Genomic DNA, 23,842 nt, shown 5'->3' with positions numbered 1-23,842 from the left:
TATGGACCATCACGAGGAACCCGCCGAATCTCAGGTCGGCGCCGACTATCTGAACTCGGACGGCGAGATCGAGGCCAGTTTGCGGCCGAAATCGCTGGACGACTTCATCGGTCAGCCCCGAGTGCGCGAACAGCTCGCGCTGGTGTTGCGCGGAGCCAAACAGCGCGGCGGCACACCGGACCACGTCCTGCTGTCTGGCCCGCCGGGTCTCGGCAAGACCAGCATGGCGATGATCATCGCCGCCGAACTCGGCACCGCCCTGCGGATCACGTCGGGTCCCGCGCTGGAGCGGGCGGGCGACCTCGCCGCCATGCTCAGCAATCTGGTCGAGGGCGACGTGCTGTTCATCGACGAGATCCACCGGATAGCGCGCCCCGCCGAGGAGATGCTCTACCTGGCGATGGAGGACTTCCGGGTGGACGTGGTCGTCGGCAAGGGGCCCGGTGCGACCTCCATCCCGCTGGACATCGCTCCGTTCACCCTGGTCGGCGCCACCACCAGGTCCGGAGCGCTGACCGGCCCGCTGCGCGACCGCTTCGGTTTCACCGGGCACATGGACTTCTACGAGCCCGGCGAACTGCTGCGCATCCTGCAACGCTCGGCGCACATCCTCGGTGTCGTGATCGAGGAGGATGCGGCGGCCGAGATCGCGGGGCGCTCGCGCGGCACGCCCCGCATCGCCAACCGCCTGCTGCGCCGCGTCCGCGACTACGCCGAGGTCCGTGCCGACGGCCGCATCACCCGCGCCATCGCCCGAGCCGCGCTCGAGGTCTACGACGTGGACGTGCTCGGCCTCGACCGGCTCGACCGCGCGGTCCTCGGCGCGCTCGTCCGCAGTTTCGGCGGTGGCCCGGTCGGGGTTTCCACTTTGGCCGTGGCGGTCGGAGAAGAGGCCGCGACGGTGGAAGAGGTATGCGAACCGTTTTTGGTGCGCGCGGGCATGGTCGCGCGGACCCCTCGCGGCCGGGTCGCCACCGCGGCGGCCTGGGAGCACCTCGGTCTTGTCCCGCCGCCCGACCTGGTGTTCGGCTCCATCGAAGTGCGCGGGCGCGAGCCGCACCCCACGCTCGACCTCTTCGAATGAATCGCCCGTCCGGGTGAACGGGTTTCGCGGCCGCCGGTCAGCGGCGATGGCGCAGGGCGGCGGCGACCAAGTCGAGGAAGGCATCGACCTCGTCGCGTTGATAGCCGCGGGTGCCGAGGCGGGCCTCGGTGAAACGGACGGCCTCGACATCGGCGATGGTGAGACTGCCCGGGCCGCCGTGGACGAGCGTGGCGGCGACCAGATCCAGGAAAGCGCCGACCTCTTCCTCGTTGTATCCGCGTCGGCCCACCGCGGCCTGGCTGAATCGCATGCGCCGCACGTCATCGGCGGTGAGCATGGCGTGGCCGCCTGCGGCCGGGACCGGCCGGACCCCGCGCTGACGGAACTCCAGTTCGACGCGTAGCTGGTCGAGATATTCGTCGACCTGGTCGGCGCGGTAGCCGCGCCGGCCGAGCCCGGGCGCGCCGAAGCTGACGTTTCGTAGATCGTCGGCGGCCAGCGCGCCGTGCCCGGCCAGGGTCGCGGCGACGAGTTCGAGGAAGGCATCCACCTCGTCCGCGTGGTAGCCCCGGTGCCCGAGCGTGGGGGGCGCGAAACGGACGCGGCGCACGTCCTCGGGAGTCACGGGCGACATTCTGTCAGGCGCGGTGCGCCGGGCCGTTCGGAAGGGAAAATTCGTGTTTCCCTGGCCTTTTGCGAACAAGGGCCGTCCCCCTGGCGAAAGCGTCGGATCAGTGCGCCTCACCCTAGCGCCGGTGGCGGTGTCAGGGGGATTGCCCAGTCGCTCAGTCTTTGCGAACGCCGTCCACGAGCAGGCGGCGGATCGCCTGGGTCAGCCCGGCGATCGCGGCCTCGTCCGGTTCGCGTAGCGAGTACACGATGCCCGCGATCAGCATGCCGGTCACCGCCCGCGCGGTGTTGAGGGTGTCCAGGTCGGCGCGCAGGTAGCCCTGCTCGACGCCGTGGTCGAGATAGCCCGCGGTCAGCGCGTCGGCTGTGTCGAGCAGCCCGTACAGCCGCTGCGTGAGCTCGTCGTCGATGCCGGTGGCGTGGAAAAGCAGCAGCTGGGCCACCCGGCGATCGGCCAGCAGGATCTCGGTGAGGGCCACGCCGATGCGGTCGATCTGGGCGCGATATTCGTCGAGGTCGGCGGCGGCGTCCGGGGCGTTCTCGGTGCCCAGCGCGGCGATGATGCGCGCGGCCAGGTCGTCGATGACGTGGTCGATGATGTCGCGCTTGTTGCTGAAGTACCGGTAGAAGGTGCCGTGACCGATTCCCAGCTGTCCCGCGATGTCGGCGATACCGGTGGCGTGATAGCCCTTCTCCGCGAAACAGACGAACGCGGTGTCGATGATCTCTTGACGCAGTTCGGCTTTCCGTCGCTCGGCACGCGTGGATGGCTTCGTCACCTTGCCGATGATACAGTCATCACAAACGGAATGATGTGTCATTCTGTGATATGTGGTTCAGCTAGCAGGAGGTTCGGTGTGGCGCCTCAATACGACGCGGTCGTGGTCGGTGCGGGGTTCGGGGGAATGGGAGCGGGGATTCAGCTCGATCGGCTCGGCCTGAGCAATTACGTCATCCTCGAACGCGAGGACGATCTCGGTGGCACCTGGCACGTCAACCACTACCCGGGTCTGGCGGTCGACATCGCCTCGGTCACCTACTCCTATTCCTTCGAACCGAATCCGCGCTGGTCGCGGCTGTTCGCGCCGGGTGAGGAGCTGAAGAAGTACGCCGGACACGTCGCCGACAAGTACGGGCTGCGCCGCCGCATGCGGTTCGGCACCGTCGTCGACGGCGCGCGCTGGGACGAAGAGCAGCAGCACTGGGTGGTCTCGATCGCCGGCGGGGAGACCGTCACCGGCCGCTATCTGCTGACCGCCACCGGATTCCTGTCCCAGCCCTACACGCCGCCGTTCCCCGGCATCGACTCGTTCGCCGGCAAGATCATCCACACCACCGCGTGGGAGGACGGCTTCGACCTCACCGGTCGCAGGGCCGCGATCATCGGCACCGGCGCCACGGCCGTGCAACTGGTGCCGGAGGTTGCCAAGAAGGCGCAGGAACTCACGGTGTTCCAGCGCACTCCGATCTGGGTGGTCCCGAAGATCGACACCGCGATCCCCGCGCCGGTGCGGAAGCTGTTCGAACGGGTGCCCGCCACGCAGAAGGCGGCGCGACTGGTCAACACCAGCCTGCTGGAGGCGTTGATGGTGGTCGGCGTGCTGCACTTCAAGCAGGCCAAGCTGCTGAACCGGGGTGCTGGCGCGCTGGCCAAGGCGCATCTGCGAGCGTCCGTGCGCGACAAGGAAACTCGCAGGCAGCTGACCCCGCACTACGACTTCGGGTGCAAGCGCCCCACCTTCTCCAACCACTACTTCACCACGTTCAACCAGCCGCACGTGCGGCTGGAGACGAACTCGATCGACCACATCGAGCCGGACGGCATCGTCACCGCCGACGGGCACAAGACCGAGATCGACACGCTGATCCTGGCCACCGGCTTCAACCTGTGGGACGTGAACTTCCCCGCCATCGAGATCATCGGCCGCGACGGGGTGAACCTCGGCAAATTCTGGCGCGACAATCGTTTCCAAGCCTACGAGGGCATCACGGTGCCGAAGTTCCCCAACTTCCTCAGCCTCAACAGCCCGTACTCCTACAGCGGCCTGTCCTACTTCACCACCATCGAAGCGCAGATGAAGCACATGGGCCGCTTGCTCGGCGAGATGCGCCGCCGGGGCGAGACCATCTTCGAGGTCACCGAGCAGGCCAACGCGGCGTTCCTGGACCGGGTCACCGCCAAGCTGGGCTCCTCGGTCTTCTACGGCGGCGACTGCGCCACCGCGCGCAGCTACTACTTCAACCCGCACGGCGAGGCGGCCCTGCTGCGGCCCACCAGCACGCTCAACGCGCATCGCGAAGCGGTCGGCTTCCCACTGGAGGACTACGTCTACGGCACGACCGCCTGACGCCCGTGTCCGTCCTCGCCCGCCGGAGTGTCGTTCGGCGGGCGAGGCGGCGTGCGATGAGAAGTTGTAGCTGTCCAGCGGGCGTGCGAGTGTGGCACCCGCGCGGCGAACTGGCAGACTGTGTGGGTACTTGTCCATCCCACCCACGACACTAGGGACTGACTTCGACGATGGAACTGCTGTTTCCGCTGCTACTGGTAGCCCTGCTCGTGCCGATGTTCCTCGGTGTCCGCCGTCAGAAGCGGGAAGCCGAGAAGGTCGCCGGCATGCAGGACAACCTGAAAGTCGGCGATCAGGTCGTCACCACGTCGGGTCTGTACGGCACCGTGGTCGAACTCGACGACACCACGGTCGATCTCGAGATCGCCGAGGACGTGGTCACCACGTGGCTGCGCCAGGCCATCCGTGAGGTGCGCACCGAAGAGGTGAGCATCGAGGAGACCGGCACGGAGACCGGCGGCTCGGATGCGACCGAGGCCGTCGAGGAATCCGCCGAGCAGACCGAGACCCGCCTGACCAAGGACTGATCGTTCCGGATGTGCCCCGGCTCGCCGGATGTCGCCGCGGCCGCTGGTCCGCGCACCCGGCGGCGCTGGAGCACGCCCGCATGTTCCATCCTCGACTTCCCGCCTAGGAGATGACGTACTGTGCCACCTTCCCAGGGATCGGCGCACCCGCTGCGGTTGCTCGGTGTCTACGCCGCGCTGCTTGCCGTGGTCTATGCGCTGGTGTTCTTCACCGGTGACGAGTCCCCGACACCCAAGCTCGGTATCGACCTGCAGGGCGGCACCCGTGTCACGCTGTCCGCGCGTACGCCGGACGGCAGCAAGCCCAGCCAGGACAGCCTGAAAAAGGCGCAGGACATCATCGAGAACCGGGTCAACGGGCTCGGTGTCGGTGGCTCCGAGGTCGTCATCGACGGCGACAACATCGTGATCACCGTGCCCGGTGACGACGGGCAGCAGGCGCGCGCATTGGCGACCACCGCCAAGCTCTACATCCGGCCCGTGCTGCAGGCCGTGCCCGCGGCGGGACGCGGCGCTACCCCGCAGACGACGCCGGGCACGCAGCCCGCGCCGGCCGCGCAGCCGACGACGCCGGAGACGACGCAACCCGCGGCACCGGAGACCACCGAGCCCGCCCCGGCTCCGCAGCAGCGCGTGTTCCCCGCTCAGCAGCCGACGCAGCCACCCGCGGATCCGAGCCTGACGCCCACCGAAGAGGCGACGAAGGAGATCCAGGCGGCCAGGGCGCTGCGGCAGAGTTCCGACCCGTCCGTGCAGCAGACCGCGCTGGCCACCATGGATTGTGGAAAGGCCGATCCGCTCGCGGGCAACGACGACCCGGCTCTTCCGCTGGTGACCTGCTCGACCGACGGCACCGAAGTCCTCTTGCTGGACAAGAGCCGGATCGACGGCCAGGAGATCAAGGACGCCACCTCGGGGCTGAATCAGCAGCAGGCCAGGCACGAGGTCTATCTGGACTTCAGGTCCGGCGGCAGTGACGCGTGGGCGGCGCTCACCGGCGAGTACGTCTACAAGCGGGTCGCCTTCGTGCTCGACTCGAAGGTGGTCAGCGCACCGGTCGTGCAGCAGGGCCCGCAGCAGGGTGGTCGCACCCAGATCTCGGGCAACTTCACCGCGGCGTCCGCGAAGGAACTGGCGAACACGCTGAAGTACGGCTCGCTGCCGCTGTCGTTCCAGACCTCCGAGGCCGAGACGGTCTCGGCGACGCTGGGCTTGTCCTCGTTGAAGGCGGGCCTGCTCGCCGGTGCGATCGGCTTGGTGGTGGTGTTGCTCTACTGCCTCACGTACTACCGGATGCTGGGATTCGTCACCGGTTTGTCGCTGGTGGCCTCCGGATTCGCGGTGTACGGGATCATGGTGCTGCTCGGGCGCTGGATCGGCTTCACGCTCGACCTCGCCGGTATCGCCGGTCTGATCATCGGTATCGGTATGACCGCCGACTCGTTCGTGGTGTTCTTCGAGCGCATCAAGGACGAGATGCGCGAAGGCCGCAGCTTCCGGTCCGCGGCTCCCCGTGGCTGGCAGCGCGCCCGCCGAACCATCCTGTCCGGCAACGCCGTCAGCTTCATCGCCGCGGCCGTGCTGTACATCCTGGCCGTCGGTCAGGTGAAGGGCTTCGCGTTCACCCTGGGTCTCACCACGATCCTCGACGTCGTCGTGGTGTTCCTGGTCACTTCGCCGCTGGTGCTGCTGGCTTCGCGGACGGCGTTCTGGTCCAAGCCCTCGGTGAACGGCCTCGGCGCGATCCAGCAGATCGCCCGCGAGCGGAAGGCGGCCGAGGCCGCCCTCGGGAAGGCGTGAGGACGCGATGACCAACAGCCATACCACCCGCTCGCTCGACAAGACGAGCGCCACGGAGACTACCGACGTGTTCGCGGCGGTCGAGCCGCCGAGCAAGCACGGCTTCTTCAATCGCCTCTACACCGGTACCGGCGCGATCGACGTCATCGGCAAGCGCCGGATGTGGTACCTGATCACCGCCGCGATCGTGCTCGTCTCGCTGGGCAGCATCATCTTCCGCGGCTTCAACTTCGGCATCGACTTCGAGGGCGGTTCCCGCATCCAGTTCCCGGCGGGGAACGCGACCTCCAGTGCGGTGGAGGACGTCTACCGCGGCGCCATCGGCACCGACCCGGTCTCCGTCCAGACCGTCGGCACCGGCGGATCGGCCACCATGCTGATCCGCTCCGAGGCGCTGGACCAGCAGCAGGTCGAGACGCTGAACAACGCACTTTTCACGAAGTTCCAGCCGAAGGACAAAGCAGGCAACCCGAGCCGGGCCGCGATCAGCACCTCCGACGTCAGCGAGACCTGGGGCAGCCAGATCACCCGTAAGGCGCTCATCGCGCTCGCGGTGTTCCTCGTGCTCGTCGCCGTTTACATCGCGGTCCGGTTCGAGACGCACATGGCCATCGCGGCGTTGGCGGCGCTGGCCTTCGACGTCACGGTCACCGCGGGCGTGTACTCGCTCGTCGGCTTCGAGGTCACCCCGGCGACGGTGATCGGCATCCTGACGATCCTCGGGTTCTCGCTCTACGACTCGGTCGTGGTGTTCGACAAGGTCGAGGAGAACACCCACGGCATCCTGCACCTGACCAGGCGCACCTACGGTGAGCAGGCCAACCTCGCGGTCAACCAGACGCTCATGCGCTCGATCAACACCGCCTTGATCGGTATTCTCCCGATCGTCGGCCTGATGGTGATCGCGGTCTGGATGCTGGGCGTGGGCACGCTCAAGGACTTGGCGCTGGTGCAGCTGGTCGGTCTGCTGATCGGCACCTACTCCTCGATCTTCTTCGCGACTCCGTTGCTGGTCTCGATCAAGGAGCGCTGGGGGCCGGTGGCGGCGCACACCAGGAAGGTCCTGGCCAAGCGGGCCGGTGCGGCCGGCGCCCGGGCGGGCGTCGCGGCCGAGCGCCGGGCGAGCATGGCCTCGGGCCGGGATTTCGACGAGACGCCGCGCGCACAGCGCGCGGCAGGGCAGACACCGCGACCCGGTGCGCGTCCGAGCGGTAAGCGGCACAAAAGGCGGAACTGACACCAGACAGGGGTTTCATGCGACAGCCACGCGGTGCGGTACGACTGATCGGAGCGCTCGCTGCGGGCACGCTGGCCGCCGGGCTGATGGCCGGCTGCTCCAGCAAGAACCAGGTGCCCTCCATCGGCTACGCGACCGATGCCACCATCGCCACCTATAACGGCGGCAGCACGCTCGGGGTGAGTTCCGGGTCCTCCGCGGTGTTCTCCCGGGTGCTCACCGGCTTCTTCTACACCGGTCCGGACGGCCAGCAGGTCGCCGACACCGACTTCGGCACCGCCAAGGAGGTGCCGGGCGAGTCGCAGACCGTCCAGTACCGCCTCAACCCCGACGGCGTGTATTCCGACGGGGTGCCGACCTCGTGCGACGACTTGGTGCTGGCCTGGGCAGCCCGCAGCGGGCGATACACCAAACCTGGTGATCGGGGCCCGGTTCCGCTCTTCGACGCCGCGACCACCAACGGCTACGACGACATCGAGCGCGTCGACTGCCAGCCCGGTTCGCGGGATGCCACGGTGGTGTTCCGGCCCGGCCGGCGTTACCTGCCGTGGCGCACCCTGTTCACGGCGGGCGAACTGGTGCCCGCGCACGTCGCGGCCCGAGTCGCGAACGTGCCCAACGTCGTGTCGGCGTTGCAGACCGGCGACCCGAACGCTCTCGGCAGGATCGCGGAGTTCTGGAACACTGGATGGACCATCGCGGCCGATGGCCGACTGGACCTGTCGCGGTTCCCTTCGTCCGGGCCCTACCGCATCGAGTCGTTCGGCAGCGAGGACGGCTTGGTGCTGGTCGCCAACGAGCGGTGGTGGGGCAACAAACCGGCGACCGGGCGAATCGTCGTCTGGCCCAAGACCTTCGACCTGAAACAGAAGGTCGGCGACAACGCCGTCGGCGTACTCGACATCGGTGCGCATTCGGTGAAAGATCTGAACCTGAACGGCTTCTCGGTACAGACCGTGCCCGGCCGGGGCGCCGAGCAACTGGTGCTGGCGACCGGCGGCGTATTCGCCTCGGTGGAGGCGCGCCGTGCGTTCGCGTTGTGCCTGCCGCGCCAGACGCTGTTCGACAAACTCGGCAAGGCGGCGGACGCACCGAAGACCGGCCTCGGCTCCGGCCCGCTCAACGCGCATGTCGTCCAGCAGGACTCCTTGTTCTACCCGGCGGTCATCGGCGCGTCGAACAAATACTCCGGCGGCGACGTAGCGAACGCGACCAGGGCGGTCGCGGCCTCCGGTGCGCCGAACCCCACCGTCCGGATCGGTTACCAGGGCCCGGACGATCGCCGCGCGCAGACCGTCGCCATGATCGCCGAGTCGTGCAAACCGGCGGGCATCACCGTGGTGGACGCCGGTTCGCCCGATTTCACTCCCGCCCGGCTCACCGAGGGCAAGGTCGACGCGGTTCTGGGTAGCACCGGCGCGGCGCCCGGTCCGGCGGGCTCGCTCGGGGCAGAGGTTGCGACGAGCGCGTTGCGCACCGGTAGCGGGCTCAATTTCGGACGGTTCGGCAACGGCCGTTACGATGCGATCACCGATCAGCTCGGGGCCGACGACAGCGCGGCTGTACAGCTGAATCTGCTCACCGAGGCGGAGAACCTGCTGTGGGCGGAGCTGCCGAGCATCCCGTTGTTCGCCACTCCGCGCACGATCGCCTTCGGCAAGGGGCTGCGCAACGGGATCGCCGCCCCCACCCAGGCCGGATCCGGCTGGAATATGGACCGGTGGGTGCTCGAGCGGTGACGACGGTGTGGGTGATGGATCATGGAGAGGTGTCGATGAGTAAGCACGCGGCGATCGAATCCGAGGACGTAACCGCCGAGCGGACCACCAAGGCCGCCGAGGTGGTCGACCGTTTGACCCGTTGGCACGACGATTTCCCCACGGCCGGAGTACGTTTCGCGGATCTCACCCCGGTGTTCGCCGACGCCGAGGGCTTCCGCGCGGTGGTCGACTGCCTGGCCGCGTGCGCGCCCGACGCCGATCTGGTGGCAGGCGTGGACGCTCGCGGGTTTCTGCTCGGCGCCGGTGTCGCCGCATCCCTCGGCACCGGCGTGCTCGCCATCCGCAAGGCGGGCAAGCTGCCGCCGCCGGTGATCAGCCGCGAATACAGCCTCGAATACGGCACGGCCGCGCTGGAGATCCCCGCGGACGGCATCGAACTGACGGGCCGTCGCGTCCTGTTGCTGGACGATGTGCTGGCTACCGGCGGCACGCTCGCGGCGGCCGCCGAACTCTTCAAGCAGGCCGGTGCGGAGGTGGCCGCCGCCGCGGTGGTGCTGGAACTCGGCTTCCTCGGCGGGCGCGCACGGCAGGGCGACTACCCGCTGACCTCCATCGTCCAGCTCTGAGCCATGCCCCGAATCCGCTCGCCATTCGCAGCCGGGTGCGCGTAGCGGACCCTCATCCGCGCGTCATCCTGAAACGGACGTGTGATCCGAATTGCACTGGCGCATTCGCCGGAGTTGTGTCTAATCTGGACAAGTCTTATCCCCGTTGATCGGAGTTCTGCCGTTGCTCATTTGAGGTAGCCACTCGTGCGGCCCGCCTTCGCGCGCCGTCATTCGTCGCAACCTCCAGGAGCCGGCATGACCAATCTGTCTTTTTCCGATCTCACTTTCGGCTGGCCGGACGGCACGCCGGTTTTCGAGGGCCTCGACGCTGTCCTCGGTCCCGGTCACATCGGCCTGGTCGGCGGCAACGGTGCGGGCAAGTCCACTTTGCTGCGGTTGATCGTGGGGGAGCTCGCGCCCGTGCGCGGGTCCGTCACGGTCAGCGGGCAACTCGGGTATCTGCGCCAAGACCTCGGTCTGGGTGCGGGGCAGCGCGTGGATGCGGTGCTGGGCATCGCGGAGGTGCGAAACGCATTGCACCGCATCGAATCCGGGGCGGGCAGTGAGGCCGACTTCGACCTGGTCGGTAGCCACTGGGATGTCGAGGAGCGGGCATTGGCGTTGCTGGCCCGGCTCGGTCTGCACTACGTCGCCGACTCGGTGGAGCAGCTCGATCGCACGCTAGACACCCTCTCCGGCGGCGAGACGGTGCTGCTCGGGCTGGTCGCCGAGCTGCTCGCGGAGCCGGACGTGCTGCTACTGGACGAACCGACGAACAACCTGGACCTGGTGGCGCGTGCACGGCTCTACGAGGTGGTCGGGCAGTTCTCCGGCACGGTGCTCACGGTCAGCCACGATCGTGAACTCCTCGAGCGGATGACGTCGATCGCGGAGCTGCGCCACGGCGAACTGCGGTTGTTCGGCGGCAATTTCGGTGAGTACGAGCGGATCGTCGCCGCCGAGCAGGAAGCGGCCCGCGCCGCGATCCGGGACGCGCGCAGCGATGTCCGCAAGCAGGCCCGCGAACTCGTCGAGGCGCGCATCAAACTGGACCGTAGGCAGCGGTACGGGCAGAAGATGTGGGACCAGAAGCGGGAGCCGAAGATCGTGATGGGCGAACGCAAACGGCAGGCGCAGGTGTCCGCGGGCAAGCTGCGCAACAACCACATCGAGAAGCTCGACACCGCCAAGGATCAGCTCGAGCAGGCCAAGGAACTGTTGCGCGACGATCGGGAGATCCGGGTGGAGTTACCCGACACGCGGCTGTATCCCGGCCAGGACGTGATCGAGCTGGATCAGGTCGAGCTGGCGTGCGGGCCCACGGTGACGGTGCGGGTGTCCGGTCCGGAGCGGATCGCGTTGACCGGTCGCAACGGCGTCGGCAAGACGACGTTGCTGCGGCGCATAGCGCAGGAGGGGCCGAAGGTCCCGTGGCGGATGCTGCCGCAGCGGCTGGACGTGTTCGACGAGCGGCGATCGGTTTTCGAGAACGTCGCCTCGACGGCGCCGCACGCGTCCGCGGAACGAATCCGGGCGCAGTTGGCCCGCTTCCTGTTTCGCGGCGCGGACGCCGATGTCGCGGCCGCGGCGCTGTCCGGCGGTGAACGGTTGCGCGCGGCGCTGGCCATGCTGCTGCTGGCCGATCCGGCGCCGCGACTGCTGCTGCTGGACGAGCCGACCAACAATCTCGACCTGCCCAGCCTGGAGCACCTGACCCAGGCACTGGCGAGCTTCGAGGGCGCGCTGATCGTGGTCAGTCACGACCCACGCTTCCTCGACGACATCGGGGTGACTCGTCGTCTCGAACTCACCGCGGAGGGATTGGCTGAGACGCTGGTGACCTGACCCCGCCGTCGGCCGCGGCGGTTCCGATCGTCGGCGCCGATCGAGCATCGTGCGCGCGTTGCGCGGCGTTCGCACGACGGGGCACAGCGGTCGGTGCCGCATGCGCGAGCGCGTACCGCGCGGTCTCGCCGCTGAGCCGCAGGTGGGAACGCTGTGCGGGGGACCTGGATTTCTGCCACGCCCGTATCGGTCGCGGCGGGCAGCGCCGCCCATGGCGGGTCGGGCAGGATGGGTGGCCGCGGAGCAGTCCGTTGTGTCGACGTCCATCGAAGGCGCTGCCCCCGCGGTCACCGGCGCGGCGCGTACATGATGATCGCGACGCCGACGAGGCAGATCGCCGCACCCAGGTAGTCCCAGCGATCGGGGCGGAATTTGTCCACCAGCACGCCCCAGGCCAGCGAGCCCGCGACGAAGACGCCCCCGTAGGCGGCGAGGATGCGGCCGAAGTTCGGGTCCGGCTGGAAGGTCGCGACGAAGCCGTAGGCGCCGAGGGCGAGGACGCCCGCGGCGATCCAGACGACGCCACGCTGTTCGCGCCAGCCCTGCCACACCAGCCAGGCGCCGCCGATTTCGGCGAGCGCGGCGAGGGCGAACAGTAGCAGTGAACGGGCGACCGTCATGGCGGGGACGGTACTTGCCCGCGATCCATCGGACGCGAGCCAGGGGCGACCTCATAGACGGCGTAGGCGCGCCCGAGCACGGGGTAGGAGACGTTGCGGACCGGCACGCCACCCTGGGTACGCCCGAATTCCGTTCCACCGTGGGCATGTCCGTGCACCGCCAGCACCGCTCCGCCCGCGTCGAGGGCCCCGGCCAGATCATGGCAGCCGAGTCCGGCGTAGATTTTGGGCGGTTCCCCGGCCAACGTGTCGATGACCGGCGCGAAATGCATGAGCGCGACGCGGGTTTCGCAGTCGATCAGGTCGAGTGCCTGGCGGAGGCGAAGGGCGTCGAGTGGGCCGCGGCGCATGCGGGCGCGGTGTTCGGCGGAACCCTCCTCCGGTGTGCCGGGGTGGCCGGGGAAGCCGCCGCTGCCGCCCATGACTCCGGCGATGCCCAACCGGACTCCCTCGATGTCGAGCGTGATCGCGGTGCCGTCCAGCACGTGGACGCCCAACGCGGTGAGTTGTGCCGCGATCAGGTAACCCGATCGTTGATCGTGATCGTGATTGCCGAGGACGGCGACGATCGGTACGGGAAGACCGTCGAGTTCGGCGCAGAGCAGATCCGATTCCGCGCGGGTGCCGCCATCGGTGAGATCGCCTGCCAGCAAGAGGATGTCGGCGTCCGCGGAAAGGCGGAGGAAATCGGGACGGAAACGTCCGGCCACGGCCGCGCGCATATGCAAGTCGCCGACGGCGGCGACGCGAAGACATTCGGTGGTGCGCGCTGCGGTCACGATGGTCAGCCAGCCACAGTGGCGAAGGGCGTGTCAAGCGACAGCGCGTGAGCCGTGAGCCGTGGTCGGTCGACATACAGAGCCGGAACTCGTCGTTCACCTGGCCGCGACCGACCGTGAAGTTCGGATATAGCTTGCCGCTATTCCTTGTTCAGGGCCTGTTCAGTGAGGCTACGGGCAGTGTGGCCTCCGATGAAACGTCCATGAACACTGTCGCGGCAGGCTATCGCGCGTGTCCATCGGTCCCGCATGGTCGCGGTATGAGCCGAGCGCAACTGCTGTCGAAAGTCGTTGCCGTCGCGGCGGCCGTCTTGCTTCCGCTGTCCGCGACCGGAGTCGCCGAGGGGGAGGCTCCGGCGGCCAAAGTGGTCGTGATCGGTTTGGACGGTTTGATGTACGGCAAGGTCGAGCAGGTGCGGGCGCCGAATCTGCTGCGGTTGAGCGGGGAAGGCTTGTTGAGCCGATCCTCGATCGCTCCGCACATCACCATCTCGGGCCCGTCCTGGGCGACCGTGCTGACCGGCGTGTGGGATCGCAAGCACGGCATCACGAACAACCAGTTCACTGCCGCGCCGTTCACGCGGTACCCCACCGTATTCACCCGGCTCGAGCGGGCTCGACCGGCATCGAAGACCCAGTCCATCGCCACCTGGGACCAGATCGCCACCATGACCGGCAGCGGCGACCCGCGCGCCGACGTCGTCGTCTCCACCGCGCCCGTGCCGGAGGACCCGGACGAGTCCCGCACCGACGCCGCCACCACCGACGCCGTGGTCGCCGCGATCGGCAATTTCGCGCCCGACCTGCTGTTCACCCATCTGGACCAAGTCGACCGCGCCGGTCACGACGAGGGCGGCGCCGCACAGGCCTACCTGGACGCCGTGACGCGCATCGACGCTCTGGTCGGCCGCATCGTCGCCGCCGTGGACGCCCGCGCCGCCGCGCACCCGACCGAGCGGTGGACCGTACTCGTCACCGCCGACCACGGGCACACGCCCAAAGGAGGGCACGGCGGACAATCCCAGGACGAGACGACCAACTTCGTCATCGCTCGCGGCCCCGATTTCCGGCCCGGCGCCACCAGTAGCCGAGCGACCCTGGTCGACATCACCCCTACGGTGCTCGACCTCTTGGGCGTCGCTCCCGCAGCCGATCTAGACGGTCGCTCGCTGCGCCCTGAACCCGGACCGGCCCGGACACCATTGTCCGAACCCTTGCCCGCCGCGATCCGCTGACCGGCACTCGCGCACCGATTTCGCGCCCCGAACGCGGGTGATCGCTCGGACTCGCGCGTCGGATGCGCCTGGTGCCGGGAGTCGGGCAATCTCGCCGGAATGCAGGACGATCGCTGATCGTCGCAGGTAGGACCTTATATCGGCGGCGGCGAGCCACAGCATGGCTACCGCGCCCGCCGCGCTGCGGACGTCCGATATGTGTGGGTCGTACCGGGTGGCCGGGACCTCCGCGCGCCCGCCTGGGTTCTTCCTCCGGACACCCCCGTGTCCATCCTTGGTCGGCAGAGCGGACGTGGGTGCTGCGCCCGGACTAAAGTTGGTGGTCCGGGAGGTTGCACCGGTCGGATAGGGTGGTCCGATCGAGGCGCGGAGAGGTGGTGGCATGACTCAGCATCTGGGCGAGGCGAAGGTCGAGCAATCGACGTCGGGCCCGCGGCCTAACGGTGCGGGTGCCACCGACGCCGCACAGTCGGCTCAACCACAGGCGCCGGCGAACGCGACGCCTCCGCGTCAGCCGGGCACCTCTTCCGCCGTCCCGACCTCGGCCTCGCGCCGGGTGCGGGCACGCTTGGCCCGGCGCATGACCGGGCAGCGCGGTATCGCGGCGGTCAAACCGGTGCTCGAGCCGCTGGCCACCGTGCACCGCGAGTTGTACCCGAAAGCGAACCTGACGCTGCTGCAGCGCGCGTTCGACGTGGCCGACGACCGGCACAAGCATCAGTTCCGCAAATCGGGTGACCCCTACATCACCCATCCGCTCGCCGTTGCCAACATCCTCGCCGAACTCGGCATGGACACCACCACGCTGGTGGCCGCGCTGCTGCACGACACGGTGGAGGACACCGGCTACAGCCTCGAACAGCTCACCCAGGATTTCGGCTCCGAGGTCGCCCACCTGGTGGACGGCGTCACCAAGCTGGACAAGGTCAATCTCGGCGCCGCCGCCGAGGCGGAGACCATCCGCAAGATGATCATCGCGATGGCGCGCGATCCGCGTGTGCTGGTGATCAAGGTGGCCGATCGGCTACACAACATGCGCACCATGCGTTTCCTGCCGCCGGAGAAGCAGGCGAAGAAGGCCAAGGAGACGCTGGAGGTCATCGCTCCGCTCGCCCACCGCCTCGGTATGGCGACGGTGAAGTGGGAGCTGGAGGACCTCGCCTTCGCGATCTTGCACCCGAAGAAATACGACGAGATCGTCCGGCTGGTCGCCGACCGCGCGCCCTCGCGCGACACCTACTTGGCGAAGGTGCGGGCCGAGATCGTCAACACGCTGGCCGCCTCCCGGATCAACGCGATCGTCGAGGGCCGCCCGAAGCACTATTGGTCGATCTACCAGAAGATGATCGTCAAAGGTAAGGACTTCGACGACATCCACGACCTGGTCGGCATCCGCATCCTGTGCGACGAGGTGCGCGACTGCTACGCGGCGGTCGGCGTGGTGCACTCGCTGTGGCAGCCTATGGCGGGCCGGTTCAAGGACTACATCGCCCAGCCGCGCTACGGCGTCTATCAGTCGCTGCACACCACGGTGGTCGGGCCGGACGGCAAGCCCCTGGAGGTGCAGATCCGCACCCAGGACATGCACCGCACCGCGGAGTTCGGCATCGCCGCGCACTGGCGCTACAAGGAGACCCGCGGCAAGCACTCCAACGACACCGCCGAGGTCGACGACATGGCGTGGATGCGCCAGTTGCTGGACTGGCAGCGGGAGGCCGCTGACCCGGCCGAGTTCCTGGAGTCGCTGCGCTTCGACCTGAAATCGCCGGAGATCTTCGTGTTCACGCCGAAGGGTGACGTGATCACGCTGCCGCAGAAGTCGACGCCGGTGGACTTCGCCTACGCCGTGCACACCGAGGTGGGCCACCGGTGCATCGGCGCCCGGGTGAACGGGCGCCTGGTCGCGCTGGAGCGTCAGTTGGAGAACGGCGAGGTCGTGGAGGTGTTCACCTCCAAGGCGCAGAACGCCGGACCCAGCCGTGACTGGCAGAACTTCGTGGTGTCCCCGCGTGCCAAGGCCAAGATTCGCCAGTGGTTCGCCAAAGAGCGGCGCGAGGAGGCGTTGGAGAGCGGCAAGGACCAGATCTCCAAGGAGGTCCGCCGCGTCGGGTTGCCGCTGCAGCGTTTGATGAGCGTCGACGCTATGACCGCGGTCGCCCACGAGCTGCACTACACCGACATCTCCACGCTCTACACCGCCGTCGGTGAGCACCAGGTCTCCGCGCACCACGTGGTGCAGCGGCTGATGGCACAGCTCGGCGGCATCGGCGACGTGGAGAACGAGCTGGCCGAGCGCTCCACCCCGTCGACGACGCCGAGCAGGCAGCGGGTCACCGGTGACGCGGGCGTGCTGATCCCCGGCGCCACGGGCACCGTCGCCAAGCTGGCGAAATGCTGCACACCGGTGCCCGGTGACGAGATCATGGGCTTCGTGACCCGCGGCGGCGCGGTCAGCGTGCACCGCACCGACTGCACGAACGCGGGCTCGCTGCGGGAGCAGGCCGAACGGATCATCGACGTGTCCTGGGCGCCGTCGCCGTCCTCGGTGTTCCTGGTCGCCATCCAGATCGAGGCGCTCGATCGCACGCGGCTGCTGTCCGACGTGACCAAGGTGCTGGCCGACGAGAAGGTCAACATCCTGTCCGCGTCGGTGGCCACGCACGGCGACCGGGTGGCGATCAGCAAGTTCACCTTCGAGATGGGCGACCCGAAACACTTGGGGCACTTGCTTAATGTGGTGCGCAACGTGGAAGGCGTCTACGACGTCTACCGCGTCACCTCCGCTGCTTGACCATCCGCCCATCGTCCACGGGTAGGTATTAATAGCTCATGCCGCAAGAGGTTTCGGTCGCCGCCTGGTGTTCGGGCTTGCCTTTCGGCTCGGAGGATCGGAAACTTGTCGGACTGAAACCAGGAACGCGCACGGGTGTGGCGCGTTCATTTCGGTGTGTCTCGGAAGTTTTCCGCCGATGCGGCAGTAATAGCCGGAATCTGTTACCGTCTATTGCGTTTCATGGCGTTGAGGTACCTGCGGCAGACGACTTGATTGCGGATCGCTATGACTGGATACACGGCAAGACTCTCGGGGATGCTGGTAGCACTCGCCGTGGCTGTGGCGACCGCCGGTGTCGCCGCGGCGGAGCCGTCGAATCCCGCCGGACCCTCCACACAGATCCGCCTCGCGACCTGTCCCGCGTTGTACGCGTTGGGGATTCAGGGCACCGGTGAATCCTCGCCGGATGCGGCGCCCAGCACCGACACGGGCATGCTCTCCACTGTTTTCCGGCCGATGATGGCGAAAGCTCCCGACACCGGTCTGGTCGATCGAGCCTATGTGCCGTACGAATCCGGCTTCGGCGGGGCGACAGCCGGTGGCGCGGTGCCTTACTGGGAATCGGTGTCCGGCGGTCTCACCCGTTTGCGGAGCATGGCCGAGACCGTCGCCGACGCCTGCCCGAACACTCGTTTCGCGGTGGTCGGCTACTCGCAGGGCGCGCACGTCGCGTCGATGTTCGCGCAGGAGATCGGCCAGGGCCGCGGCGTCCTGCCCGCCGAGCGGATCGCCGCGGTCGCGTTGTTCGCCGACCCGACCCGCAATCCCGGCGCACCGCTGTTTCCCGGCGCGCCGGGCAAGGCGACACCCGACCCGGCGCCGGGAACCTCCGGAGGCCGGCTGGAATCCATCGCCGCGCTGCCGCAGGCTCCCGCTACCGGCGGCGGTATCGGCCCGGAACGGGACAAGGCCGCGAACTTCGGAGCGCTCACCGGCCGGGTGGCGAGTTTCTGCGCGGCGGGCGATCTCGCCTGCGACGCTCCGGACGGTGCGCCGATCCTGCGGGCGGTCGCCAACGTGGCCGGTCAATCCAAGCTCAGCGGCGGCGACCCGATCGCCTCGCTGGTGTCCATCGCGCAGGCGCTGGCGTTCACCTCGATCAAGACCGCGACCCGGGTGCTCGACGAGGACGTTCAGGGCAATTCGCTGGCCACTCTGTCGATCTCGCCGGAGAAGTCGATCTCACAGCGCCTCGCCGACGCCTCGGACCCGCGCACACCGCTGAATCTGCCCGGCGCGCTGCAGGCGCTGCTGAAGGTCGGCATGATCGGCTTGAACTCGGTGATCGCGGTGGTGCGGACGGTGATCGACTCGGTGAACATCGCCGAGCTGGCCACCGCGGGCCTGGCGAATCCGCCCGCGGCCCTGCTGACGCTGGGCGGAAAGCTGCTCGGCGCCGTTCCGCAGCTGATCCCGCCGACCACCGGGGTCCGGCTGGTCACCCAGGCGTTCGACGCGGTGGTGCAGAACATCACCGACAACAGCGAGCTGCTGAACACGACGACATGGGTGCGCTACTGGGACACCGTTCAGCGCCACACCGGCTACAGCACCGCGACCGTCTCGGCCGACGGCGCCGCGCCCACTCGGTTCGTCGCCGACTGGTTCGCGGCGCTGGCCCGCGACATCGCCGAGGCCTTCGGCGGCAAGACCGAGCCACGGCCGGTGCTGGAGAAACAGCCGACCGGATTCTTCGGGGACGGCTCCGGCGCGTCTCCCACGCCGAGTTCGTCCGGTACGGGACAATTTCCGTTCGGGACGGGAGCCGATGGCGCCTCATCCAGCGGCGTGACATCGATTCCGCCCGCCGATCGAACCGGCATACCCGACGCCTACCCGTTCTCCACGAACTGATCGCCGAGAGGGTCCGACGATGCGATACTGCGTGCCCTGCTCTGCGGGAATGGGGGAATGTTGAAGTCGTACAAACAGCTTTCCCGCTGGTACGGCGCTTTGGAGCCGGAGACCGGTACACCGGAGAAAGACCAGCCGGATGAGGCGAATGTCATCATCCCCGCGGACGACGACGGGCCTTCGCGCTTTCCGGACTACATCCGCGACGACGAGGAGCCGTGGGAGCGCAAGCCCGAGGAGGTCCCCGCGGACCTGCCCGCCCAGCGCAGCGAGTTCACCGGCGGATGGTCGGATTGGGTGGTGACCGGCCATGCGCCCGGTCCCGACGACGACTACGTTGCGCCGCCTCGGCCGCCCGATCCTGTGCCGTTCCCGTGGGCCGACGACGACGAGCCCGAACCGGTCGATCAGCCGCGTCCCGCGGTGTCGCGTGCACTGCGGAAAGCCGCCCGCGACCACCCGGCCGTGCGCAGGGCCCGGTTGTTGCTCATCGTGATCGCGGCGGTGCTGATCATTGCTGTCGCGGCCGTGGGTGTGCTGCTCCTGCTGCGCGCCGCGGCCGATCGCGCCGCGCTGCCGACGGACTCGCATGTGTCCGTGCCGGTGCAGCTCACCGTCGGTGGCGCGCAGGCGGTCGGCAATCCGCGCGCGGTGGGTTCCGGCGCCTGCCCGACCGAACGCAGTGACGCGATCGTGCGCAGCGCGGAAGCGGGTGGCACCGGCTCAGGGCCGGACGTGGTGCTGTCGTTCCAGTACGCGTACTACGTCGAGCGCTCCGGGGAGCGAGCCCGCGCGGTCGTCGCACCGGATGCCGACGTCCAGCCGGCCTGGGTCATCCAGCGGGGCATCGACTCGGTCCCGGCGGGCACGACACACTGCGTGCGGGTCGTGACGGTCGGTGACAACCGGTATTCGGTTGAGGTCACCGAATATCGGCCCGGCGGCGCGCCCGCCACGTACAACAGGCAGACGGTCACCACCGCGGTGTCCGACGGCCGCACCCTGATCACGGGTATCGCGGCCGGATAAAGGAGAGCAGAAGCGATGGGAGAGGACTGGAGCCGCTGGCTCGACGAAGCGCCCGGGGAGGGCGCGGCGTCGAGCCGGCCGGTGCGTTCCAAGGCTCCGGTGGTTCGGTTGCGGCGCGGCAAGGATGACGGCTCCGAGGCGGATCATCCGGCGCAGCGGCCGATCCTGGTGGTCGGCGGGTGCGGTGGTGCGGGTACCACCACGACGGCATTGGGCTTGGCGGGTGAACTCGGCACGGGCGGTACCCAGACGGTGGCGGTGGACGCCACCACGGCGGGCAGCGATCTCGCGCTGCGCGGCGCGGACGAGCATCTGCACCCGATCAGCTTGCAATCCTGGTTGTACGGACGCGGTGACGACGAGCCCGCGCCACTGAAGGAATGCCTGTCGCGCGCGACTTCCGGCATCGGCCTGCTCTGGCGCGACGCCGCGCCGCTGCGCAGGCGTGCGACCTATCTCACGGTCGCGCGTGCGGTGCGCGATGCCGGATACACCGCCGTCTATGACGGCGGGCACCCGATTGCCGCCCGGCAACTGCTTCCTCTGCTCGATGACGCGGATGTAGCTCTGGTGCTTGCCATTCCGGCCCGCACCGACGCGGCCAATCGGCTGCGGGTCGCCCTGGAATGGCTCGACGACCAGTTCGGCGATACCGGAGAAGGGCACGGCGGCGGCGTCGTCGGCGACACCACGATCGTCGTCTCGCATCAGTACCCAGGCGACGACTCCCGGGTAGCCGATCATTTGCGCGAGCATCTGTCCGGGTGGGTCCGCGACATCAAGGAGATTCCCTACGATCCGCACCTTGCTCGTGGTGAACTCGTTCGGCACGCCTCGCTGGCCGCCGAGACGCGCCGGGCGTATGGGCGCTTGCTCGCCGGGGTGGCATCATGACCGCCGCCATGATTTTTCCGCGTCAGCCCGACCCCGCGCCCGCCGGTGTGATCGCCCCGCCGGAGTCCCGCCGTGCCGCCATCTGGGACCGCCCCGTACCGGGTATCGGCCGTGCGCCGCTGGTCTGGCTGCTGGGTGTGCACGGGGGAGCCGGAGCCAGTACCCTCGCGCATGTGCTTGCGCCCGCGGCGGATTCGGGCCGCCGCTGGCCCGGCGTCTTCGACCGCGAAAGCCCCTTCGTCGTCCTCGTCGCCAGAGAGACCATCGCCGGCCTCTCCCGTGCGCACGACCTTCTGCGCCAACATCTTTCGGGTTTCGCCGGTCCCTCCGACGTGCTCGGCCTGATCACCGTCGCGGCACGGCCGGGCCGGATGGCTCCCGAGATCCGGCGCTACCGCGACGTGGTCGGCTCCCTGGCCGGACAGGTGTGGCAGGTGCCGTGGTACGAGGAGTGGACGCTGGTCGAACCGGAGCAGCTGCCGGTGTGGTCGCCCGGTGATCCGGAGCCACCCAGGAAACGCAAGCTCGATCTGCTGGAGGAAGTCCCGCTCGATGTCCGGGAGCTCGGCGCCGACATCGTGGCGGCCGCTCGAACGGCACTGGAGGAGACCGGCTACGACCGCGGGTCCCCGGATCTCCGTAAGCCGCCCGATGAGTGATCGTCCACATCGAACCGGCGACAACCACCCACTATTCGAGAAAGGCATCCGATGAGCACGCTCCTCCTCGCCGTGCAGGACACGTACGGCACCGTCCTCGCGCAAGTCGGTAATCCGACGCCCGAGGCGCCGCCGGGCTCGGAGAAGATCCTGCAACTGGTGCGGTATCTCACCTGGTTCGTGCTGCTGTCCGGGATCTGCGGCATCGTCTACGCGGGCGGCAAGTTCGCCTGGGAGAAGTGGACCGGCGGTGGTCTGGAGTCGCCGAAGATGGTGGCGGGCGCGATGATCGGCGGCGTGGTCGCCACCAGCGCGGGCACCATCATGAACGCCGTCATCGGCACCTGAGGTCGCGATGAGTACCGTGCGCATGCCCGCCGCCGAGTTGCTGGCCTACAAACAGATGCCCGCCGACGTCCTCGCACCGCTGATGCAGCTGCTGAACTGGCTGCTGTGGTTCGTCCTTCTGGTCTGCCTCGCCTGGATGATCGTGTCCGCGGGGAAGCTGTGGCTGACCTTCCGCAGCGACCTGGCCATGAACGACGCCTCGCACGGCGTGCTGATGAGCCTGCTGGGTGCTGTGGTGGCGAGCACGGCGTCGGGGATCGCCCTGGCGTTCCTGCCCGCGTGAGCCGCCGGAGCGGGACGGGGACGACGCGGGAATGACTTCGACAGTACTGCGGCCGGCGGACTCCGCGGCATGGCGGCGCGACATCCGCCGTCCCGCGGCCGGAGTGGTGGGCGCCGCGTTGCTGTTCGCGGCGGTCGGCTGCGGTGGTGGCGCGGACTCGGTGGGGCCGGATCTCTCGGCCGCACCCACCGACGTGCGGTGGCAGCCGTTCCAAGGCGTGCCGCTGCCGCACACCGGCCAAGGGCCGCGATCGACGGCAGACGGCGCGGCGACCGGTTTCGAGCACTCGCCGCGCGGCGCGGCCATCGCCGCGCTGACCCATTCGGTGCGGTTGGCGGTAGCCGCCGACACGCAGTGGGCGAAAGTTGCTGCCGGTGAACTGATTCCGGGCCCCGCCAAGGACGAGTGGGCGATCAACCGGGTTCAGCTGTCGATCACGGGCCCGGCGGCCCCGGAGTTCGCGCCCCGTTTGCTGGGCTACAAGATCACCGGTTACACCGAGCGGCAGTCCACCGTGGACGTGTACACGGAATATTCCGACCGTTCGAAAGCGGTGCACCACACGGCCGTCGAGTGGTTCGGCGAGGACTGGCGATTACGGCTGCCCGATCCGGATTCGACCGCGCGACCCGTTGATTCGATCGACGCATTACCTACCGACATCGTGAAAGTGGAGGCACCGACGTGAGCGACAGGGAGTCGTATTCGCGCGACCGTGTCTCCTTCGGTGTCGTCGCGTCCGCCGCCGTGCTGGCGCTGATCGTGATCGTCGGCATCTTCGTCTTCGTCGGCCGGGAGGACGAGCCCGCGAGCGGCGCCCCCGCCGTCGCCGAAGGCTCCGGCGGCACCGGCTTCGCGAGCCCCGAGGTGGACATCCTCGGCAGGCGGGTGGACATCCCCAACAATCCTGCCGGACAACCGCTTCCGCAGGACCCTTCCCGCCAGCGCAAGCCGGCCGACCCGGACTGGCTGACCGCGGCGCCGGAGGGCACCGCCGAACCGCACGGCTGGCAGCGGGTGTACGGCGCCTCCGTCCCGTTCTCCACATCCGACGGGCCGACGCGGATCGAGGACGACCTGGCCGTCGGGTACGCGCATACCCCGCAGGGCGCGGTGCTCGCCGCGGCGCAGATCACCTACCGGCTCAATGCCCGACCCGCCGACCGCGACCTGTATGTGCGACAGGTCCGGGTCTCCGCCCAGCAGATCGCCGCCTACGACAAGGCGCTGGCCGACGACCGCCTGCCCGAGCAGCAGCCGGAGAAAGTGACCCGCTACTTCGTCGCCTCGGACGCGTTCAAAGTAGACGACTACGCCGACGATCTCGCCATCGTCCGGCTGGCCACCAGGGGGCCGGTGGTCGACGGCAAACAGTTGTGGGCCGCGACGCGCCTGGTCATGGTGTGGGACGCGGGCGACTGGCGCTTGAAGCCCGCGACTACCAACAATGCCCAGACCGAGTACGTCGAGTCGTTGCAGGGGTGGACGCTGTGGTGAGCCGTAGAAGGCCTTCCGAGCACATGCCGCCGGCTGTGCTGGGTGCAGGT

General features: G+C 68.6%; 22 protein-coding genes. 18 read left to right on the top strand and 4 right to left on the bottom strand.

Translation table 11 applies throughout. The features are described from left to right. The first annotated feature begins 1 nt into the window (after window position 1). Window positions 2-1,084 (top strand): Holliday junction branch migration DNA helicase RuvB, encoded by a 1,083-nt coding sequence (gene ruvB, locus ACFU5M_RS09085; RefSeq protein WP_379046257.1) that lies wholly within the window; start codon window positions 2-4, stop codon window positions 1,082-1,084. Between the two features lie 37 nt (window positions 1,085-1,121). Here ruvB and ACFU5M_RS09080 read toward each other — a convergent pair whose 3' ends face one another. Both ACFU5M_RS09080 and ACFU5M_RS09075 read right to left on the bottom strand, forming a co-directional pair. Further along, window positions 1,122-1,679 (bottom strand): DivIVA domain-containing protein, encoded by a 558-nt coding sequence (locus ACFU5M_RS09080; RefSeq protein ID WP_379046254.1) that lies wholly within the window; start codon window positions 1,677-1,679, stop codon window positions 1,122-1,124. 151 nt (window positions 1,680-1,830) lie between these two features. Beyond that, window positions 1,831-2,496, bottom strand: coding sequence for a TetR/AcrR family transcriptional regulator (locus ACFU5M_RS09075; RefSeq protein WP_379046251.1), 666 nt, complete (start codon window positions 2,494-2,496; stop codon window positions 1,831-1,833). Window positions 2,497-2,532: 36 nt separating this feature from the next. On the opposite strand from ACFU5M_RS09075, the gene ACFU5M_RS09070 reads away from it, so the two are divergent. The 7 genes from ACFU5M_RS09070 to ACFU5M_RS09040 all read left to right on the top strand — a co-directional run bounded on the left by ACFU5M_RS09070 (window position 2,533) and on the right by ACFU5M_RS09040 (window position 11,761). Next, window positions 2,533-4,023: a flavin-containing monooxygenase gene (locus ACFU5M_RS09070; protein ID WP_379046248.1), complete on the top strand. Its 1,491-nt coding sequence runs from the start codon at window positions 2,533-2,535 to the stop codon at window positions 4,021-4,023. Between the two features lie 170 nt (window positions 4,024-4,193). Beyond that, a complete protein-coding gene (gene yajC / locus ACFU5M_RS09065; protein WP_379046245.1) occupies window positions 4,194-4,550 on the top strand; it encodes a preprotein translocase subunit YajC in 357 nt (118 codons plus the stop codon). Between the two features lie 120 nt (window positions 4,551-4,670). Continuing rightward, a complete protein-coding gene (gene secD / locus ACFU5M_RS09060; RefSeq protein WP_379046242.1) occupies window positions 4,671-6,350 on the top strand; it encodes a protein translocase subunit SecD in 1,680 nt (559 codons plus the stop codon). Between the two features lie 7 nt (window positions 6,351-6,357). After that, complete coding sequence (secF, locus tag ACFU5M_RS09055) at window positions 6,358-7,587, top strand: protein translocase subunit SecF (RefSeq protein WP_379046239.1); 1,230 nt, start codon at window positions 6,358-6,360, stop codon at window positions 7,585-7,587. Between the two features lie 17 nt (window positions 7,588-7,604). Further along, window positions 7,605-9,326 (top strand): ABC transporter substrate-binding protein, encoded by a 1,722-nt coding sequence (locus tag ACFU5M_RS09050; protein WP_379046236.1) that lies wholly within the window; start codon window positions 7,605-7,607, stop codon window positions 9,324-9,326. A gap of 35 nt (window positions 9,327-9,361) precedes the next feature. Then, entirely contained in the window at window positions 9,362-9,934 is a 573-nt protein-coding gene (locus ACFU5M_RS09045; RefSeq protein WP_379046233.1) for an adenine phosphoribosyltransferase, read from the top strand. A gap of 237 nt (window positions 9,935-10,171) precedes the next feature. Beyond that, on the top strand, window positions 10,172-11,761 hold the full coding sequence (locus ACFU5M_RS09040; protein ID WP_379046230.1) for an ATP-binding cassette domain-containing protein: 1,590 nt from the start codon (window positions 10,172-10,174) through the stop codon (window positions 11,759-11,761). A gap of 287 nt (window positions 11,762-12,048) precedes the next feature. On the opposite strand, the gene ACFU5M_RS09035 is transcribed toward ACFU5M_RS09040, so the two are convergent. Together ACFU5M_RS09035 and ACFU5M_RS09030 are read right to left on the bottom strand one after the other, a co-directional pair. After that, window positions 12,049-12,381 (bottom strand): YnfA family protein, encoded by a 333-nt coding sequence (locus ACFU5M_RS09035; protein WP_379046227.1) that lies wholly within the window; start codon window positions 12,379-12,381, stop codon window positions 12,049-12,051. Then, window positions 12,378-13,160, bottom strand: coding sequence for a metallophosphoesterase (locus ACFU5M_RS09030; protein WP_379046224.1), 783 nt, complete (start codon window positions 13,158-13,160; stop codon window positions 12,378-12,380). Before ACFU5M_RS09030 ends, ACFU5M_RS09035 begins: the two co-directional genes overlap by 4 nt. Before the next feature lie 260 nt (window positions 13,161-13,420). Between ACFU5M_RS09030 and ACFU5M_RS09025 the strand changes: the two genes are divergently transcribed. The 10 genes from ACFU5M_RS09025 to ACFU5M_RS08980 all read left to right on the top strand — a co-directional run bounded on the left by ACFU5M_RS09025 (window position 13,421) and on the right by ACFU5M_RS08980 (window position 23,792). Then, on the top strand, window positions 13,421-14,395 hold the full coding sequence (locus ACFU5M_RS09025) for an alkaline phosphatase family protein (protein ID WP_379046221.1): 975 nt from the start codon (window positions 13,421-13,423) through the stop codon (window positions 14,393-14,395). A 382-nt stretch (window positions 14,396-14,777) separates the two neighbouring features. Then, on the top strand, window positions 14,778-17,186 hold the full coding sequence (locus ACFU5M_RS09020; RefSeq protein ID WP_379046218.1) for a RelA/SpoT family protein: 2,409 nt from the start codon (window positions 14,778-14,780) through the stop codon (window positions 17,184-17,186). A 297-nt stretch (window positions 17,187-17,483) separates the two neighbouring features. Next, the gene (locus ACFU5M_RS09015) at window positions 17,484-19,082 is read left to right on the top strand and encodes a cutinase family protein (protein WP_379046215.1); all 1,599 of its coding nucleotides are present in this window, start codon (window positions 17,484-17,486) and stop codon (window positions 19,080-19,082) included. Window positions 19,083-19,139: 57 nt separating this feature from the next. Further along, a complete protein-coding gene (locus tag ACFU5M_RS09010; RefSeq protein WP_379046212.1) occupies window positions 19,140-20,111 on the top strand; it encodes a hypothetical protein in 972 nt (323 codons plus the stop codon). Between the two features lie 15 nt (window positions 20,112-20,126). Further along, window positions 20,127-21,005, top strand: coding sequence for a MinD/ParA family protein (locus tag ACFU5M_RS09005; RefSeq protein WP_379046210.1), 879 nt, complete (start codon window positions 20,127-20,129; stop codon window positions 21,003-21,005). Then, a complete protein-coding gene (locus ACFU5M_RS09000) occupies window positions 21,002-21,664 on the top strand; it encodes a DUF6668 family protein (RefSeq protein ID WP_379046207.1) in 663 nt (220 codons plus the stop codon). The genes ACFU5M_RS09005 and ACFU5M_RS09000 overlap by 4 nt, the downstream gene beginning before the upstream one ends. Before the next feature lie 51 nt (window positions 21,665-21,715). Then, window positions 21,716-22,012, top strand: coding sequence for a hypothetical protein (locus ACFU5M_RS08995; protein ID WP_039799032.1), 297 nt, complete (start codon window positions 21,716-21,718; stop codon window positions 22,010-22,012). 7 nt (window positions 22,013-22,019) lie between these two features. Further along, window positions 22,020-22,295 carry a hypothetical protein gene (locus ACFU5M_RS08990; RefSeq protein WP_040867663.1) on the top strand — a complete coding sequence of 92 codons (276 nt, stop codon included), beginning with the start codon at window positions 22,020-22,022 and terminating at the stop codon, window positions 22,293-22,295. A 31-nt stretch (window positions 22,296-22,326) separates the two neighbouring features. Beyond that, window positions 22,327-22,983, top strand: coding sequence for a hypothetical protein (locus tag ACFU5M_RS08985; protein WP_379046204.1), 657 nt, complete (start codon window positions 22,327-22,329; stop codon window positions 22,981-22,983). After that, window positions 22,980-23,792 (top strand): hypothetical protein, encoded by an 813-nt coding sequence (locus ACFU5M_RS08980; protein WP_379046201.1) that lies wholly within the window; start codon window positions 22,980-22,982, stop codon window positions 23,790-23,792. The genes ACFU5M_RS08985 and ACFU5M_RS08980 overlap by 4 nt, the downstream gene beginning before the upstream one ends. Window positions 23,793-23,842 lie beyond the last annotated feature (50 nt).

Source organism: Nocardia sp. NPDC057455, from assembly GCF_042802775.1.
Lineage (GTDB): Bacteria > Actinomycetota > Actinomycetes > Mycobacteriales > Mycobacteriaceae > Nocardia.
This window is presented reverse-complemented; position numbering and strand designations above follow the sequence as displayed.